The following is a 4279-nucleotide window of genomic DNA, read 5'->3' on the forward strand; positions in this document are numbered from 1 at the left end:
CAGTTGCTCGTAATTTTGCGCTGAATATCTATCGCTCCAATGGCTTCTCCAATATGGCTCAAGCACAGCGATACTGCCAATTTGGACTAGACACACTCAAGCGCATTTTTAGAATGAAATAGCCCTGGCCTGTAATACCCCTTCCCAATCACTTTTGCCCTGCTGGAGTGTCGGTAGCCAGGTGCCATAGCCCAGGGGTAAATACTGTTGTCCCATGCCCAGCAAAATAGGTTTTAGTCCTATCTCGATCAATATATCTACCCCTTGGCTATGGAGGGTTTCTATGGCTGTGGCAAATTGCACCGGCTTGAGTATCTGATCAACCCAATAGTCTGGGTTAGTTGGTAAAATGCTTTCTTGAGAACCAGTGACATTCGAGATAAAGTTGAGTCTAGGTTGATGAAAAGTTACCTCTTGCACCACGTTACGAAAATCCTCCAGCATTGGTTTCGTAAACGCTGCATGGGTAACAACATCCCTGTTTTGAAGTGTCTGTGCTATTGGTTTTGCGGATGCTGCAGTGGATGCCATTTCTCCGTTAGTGGGCAGTTGCTGCATCAAGCGTCCTCTAGCAACCATGAGTTTCAAGCCGTCTTCTAGGGAGAAAACCCCAGCTACACAAGCTGCTACATATTCCCCTACACTATCGCCTATGACAATGTTTGGTTCAATGCCCCAAGATTTCCACATCTCGGCTAGTGCGTACTCTACAGCAAACAAGGCGGTTTGGTTATAGGCGGTCTGCTCCAACAGAGAACTGTCATCGGTATAGTAGAGTAGTTCCAGTAGCGATCGCTCCTGATTACCAATTGTCTCTAAAATCTCCTGACAACGTTCTAGGGCTTGACGAAATGTCGGTTGTGCTTCATATAATTCCCGCCCCATACCTAGATACTGGGAACCTTGACCAGTGAACAGAAACGCAATTTGAGGTTGACTTTCTCTCTTGCTACCCTGCAACAGATGGGAGTTTTCCATCCCTGCTTGATGAGCTAATAACTGTTCCCGTGCCTGAGCTACTGAGTTGGCTATCACCACCAAACGTTCCTGGAAATGGGTGCGACAATTATTGGTAGTAAAACATGTCTGTGCCCAGTCTAGGTTAGGATGAGTGGCGAAATATTCTGCATAGTTGTGAACCATTTGCTCTAGAGCAGGTTTAGTTTTGGCGCTGAGGGTGAGCAGATGGAGAGGTGGTTGGGCGGTTTGCTCTTTACGTAATGGTGCAACTGCTGGTGCTTCTGAAAGGATCGCATGTATATTGATACCACTAAACCCAAAAGAACTGAGTCCAGCAATCCTAGGTTTATCAGTTGCTGACCAAGGAGTCTGTTCAGTTGTCACTTTTAGTGGCATCTCATCCCAACTTACATAGGGCGTAGGTTCTTTGAAGTGCAAATGAGGGGGAATTAACTCATTTTGTAAGGAAAGAACGATTTTAATCAAACCTGCGACACCAGATGCGCCTTCCAAGTGACCGATATTAGTTTTCGCCGAACCCAAGAGCAGAGGTTCTTCTCGTTTGCGAAAAACGCTACCCAAGGCATTGGCTTCAATTGAGTCTCCCCAAGATGTACCTGTACCATGGGCTTCAATATAATTGACTTGCTTTGGTTTAATACCAGCATTGGCGAGTGCTCTGCGAATTACCGCTTGTTGAGAAGATCCGCTAGGTACGGTTAAACCGCTGGTGCGTCCATCCTGTCCATGAGCAGTTCCTCTAATTAGGGTTTGCTGAAAAAGTAAGGGAACAGCAACAGAAAGATTAATTGATTATTCAAGCCAGTTGCTCAGATAAGTTTTTCTTGGGATAATCAGCTAAACTCTAAGTTATATTTATGTTTAAGGCCGAAAACAGAAGAGAATTTGTTATCCTCTGAAATCGACCTAAAAAAAGACAAAAAAATGGCCGCAGCCAGGTAGAAATATTCATGACTAAAAAGGTGATAGCAATAGCTGTTTGAGAAGTATTAGAAAGTTTGGTCATCACCCGATTGAGGCGCTTATCTTCTTTTTCCTTGTCCAAATTTACCCTCAATACAGTTACGAACTTTTTCATCGTCAATTGCTTGTTTCTTTGTCTCCTTATTGATATTTTTCGGTGGTCTTCCGTGCGGGAGGTCCACTCATTCTAATTTCTTTGTCTTTGCACCAAGCTCGATTCTCTCTGGTGCGATAAATTTTGTCTACATGGACTGATTCTGGGTAGGAGCCTGTGAAACGTTTAAATTCTTCTATTTGGGCTTTTAAGTCCCCTGATTCATTGAAGTTATCCCAACTAATCCGGTCGATAAATACATAGCCGCTGAAACAAGAAGCTGACAGTTTTGCTCCAAATTCAACGGCTTTCCCCGCTTTCCCCCTGATCATCGGGCGGATATGAGGTTGATTTCAACTTACTATTCTGTCATCAATCCTCTTTTTGTTGTTTGACCACATCCATAACTGTTGGCGGTAAACTACATCTACTCCTAGCAGCATTTTATACCGCTTTTTGCTCAAGCAGTTAAGGTCAGCACCCTTAGCTATCAGTTGCTCAATGTGACCTAAATTTCTTGAGATATATTGGAGCTGTTTTCTAATCGCTTTTCTTCTTTCTTTTCCTAAAGGTCGCCTTTGTTTTGCTACTTTTAAGTAGTCTTTTCTCGCTCTGTTTCGGTAAGTTCTCGGTTTAGTTTTGAATTTATATTTGAGGGGTTCGTAGAGGGAGTCTAGGATTTTTTCGCTTTGTTCTCTGGCTTGGTTTAATAGCCCTAAGTCAGTCGGATAGCTAATGTCGGCAGGGGCACAGGTGGCATCACTAATTAATTTCCCTTGATTTTTTCTCTCACTTAAGTCTTCTTCGACCCTGGGCTGTTCTTCTGATTTAGTCAATTTCCTGAACATTTTTTTGTTTAATTTGTTGACTAAATCAACCCTGATTCTTTTGCGAAAGTGGACGAGCATTGACGCTTCAAATGGAGCTTCGTTGCTATAGGCTGTCATGCCAATAAAGTATTGTAGATAAGGATTTTCCCTGATTTGTTCTACCGTTTCTCTATCACTTGTTCCTAATTTTTCTTTAATTATTAAGGCGACCATTGCCATCCGAAATGCCTTGGCTGGTGCCCCCATCTCCCCTGAGAAGTTTTGAGCATATTCTGGTTCAAATTCTGACCAGGGGATTAAGTTGGCCATGATTACCCAACGATTGTCTGGGGATAGTTTTCCGAGGCAGGGTAGCTCGAAGTTTTCCGGTGGTGTTGGGGGTTGCTCAACTTTACGGTACATTTGTACTACAGACGACCTCGCCAGTGCAAGGATTTTAGATTATTCTAGCAGATTCCAGGGCATCTGAGATACTTTCAAGCCAGGTTAAAGCCTTTGAATCTAAAGGTTTCAGCTTTTTTCAGCAAACCCTAATTAAAGCCAGAATTTTGTCCCCATCAGATTGGGCATCGGATAGCCTTTTGAGAACAATCATGCCACACCCTTCGCCACGGGCATAACCATTGGCACTCGCATCAAAGGTTTTACAACGACCATCTGGAGATAACATCCCGGACTTACAAAGATTAATCCAGTATTCGGGTGAGCCGTATCGCTGGACACCTCCTGCTAGGGCTAGATTACAGTCTCCCTGTCGCAAGCTGTTAACCGCCAAGTGAATAGCTGCTAATGAAGATGCACAGCCCGTATCAACCGCTAGACAAGGTCCTGTAAAATCGAAGAAGTAGGAAAGGCGACCTGCTGCTGGGCTGTAGGCATTCCCCGAGCCGACGTATAGATCTGTTGCTGTAGGATCTTGTTTAGCAAGTTGCCAAGCATAATCATTGGCACATATGCCAACGAATACACCGGTTTGACTACCAGCCAATTTTTCTGGTACCAGTGAGGCATTTTCGAACGCTTCCCAGGCAACTTCCATTACCAGCCGATGTTGAGGATCTAGACTAGCAGCTTCATCTGGTGAAATCCCGAAAAAATTGGCATCAAAATCTGCGGCGGACTGGTTGAGAAACGCGGCACGATTGATGTATATCTTACCAGGTTTGCCAGTCTCTGGATCGTAGTATGGATCTAGATAGGAATGATGTCCTTCCGGGGCTTCTCGCATGTCATCTACCCCATTGACAAGTAAGTCCCAAAATTCCTCAGGATTATCGGCTGAACCTAGGGCGTGTCATCAATTAAGCCAGATTACGGCAGCAGCCAGATAAATTGCTCCTAGAAAGTTCTTGGCTCGCTTATCGTAGCGCGTCGCGATCCCTCGATATTGCTTGAGTCGGGCAAAGAAATT

General features: G+C 44.3%; 2 protein-coding genes and 2 pseudogenes. All 4 read right to left on the reverse strand.

Annotated elements, in window-relative coordinates; translation table 11 throughout:
- Window positions 1–108 precede the first annotated feature (108 nt).
- Window positions 109–1770, reverse strand: a complete 1662-nt coding sequence (locus F6K46_RS38515; RefSeq protein WP_366510886.1) for a type I polyketide synthase — start codon at window positions 1768–1770, stop codon at window positions 109–111.
- A 44-nt stretch (window positions 1771–1814) separates the two neighbouring features.
- Window positions 1815–3270 (reverse strand): annotated as a pseudogene (locus tag F6K46_RS38520) (IS5 family transposase).
- Between the two features lie 118 nt (window positions 3271–3388).
- Window positions 3389–4138 (reverse strand): annotated as a pseudogene (locus tag F6K46_RS38525) (polyketide synthase); the annotation flags it as partial.
- Window positions 4139–4165: 27 nt separating this feature from the next.
- Window positions 4166–4279: transposase (locus F6K46_RS38530; RefSeq protein ID WP_366510658.1), on the reverse strand; the 114-nt coding region annotated here is incomplete at its 5' end.

Origin of the sequence: Moorena sp. SIO3E8 (assembly GCF_010692445.1) — a bacterium.
Classification (GTDB): Bacteria; Cyanobacteriota; Cyanobacteriia; order Cyanobacteriales; family Coleofasciculaceae; genus Moorena; species Moorena bouillonii.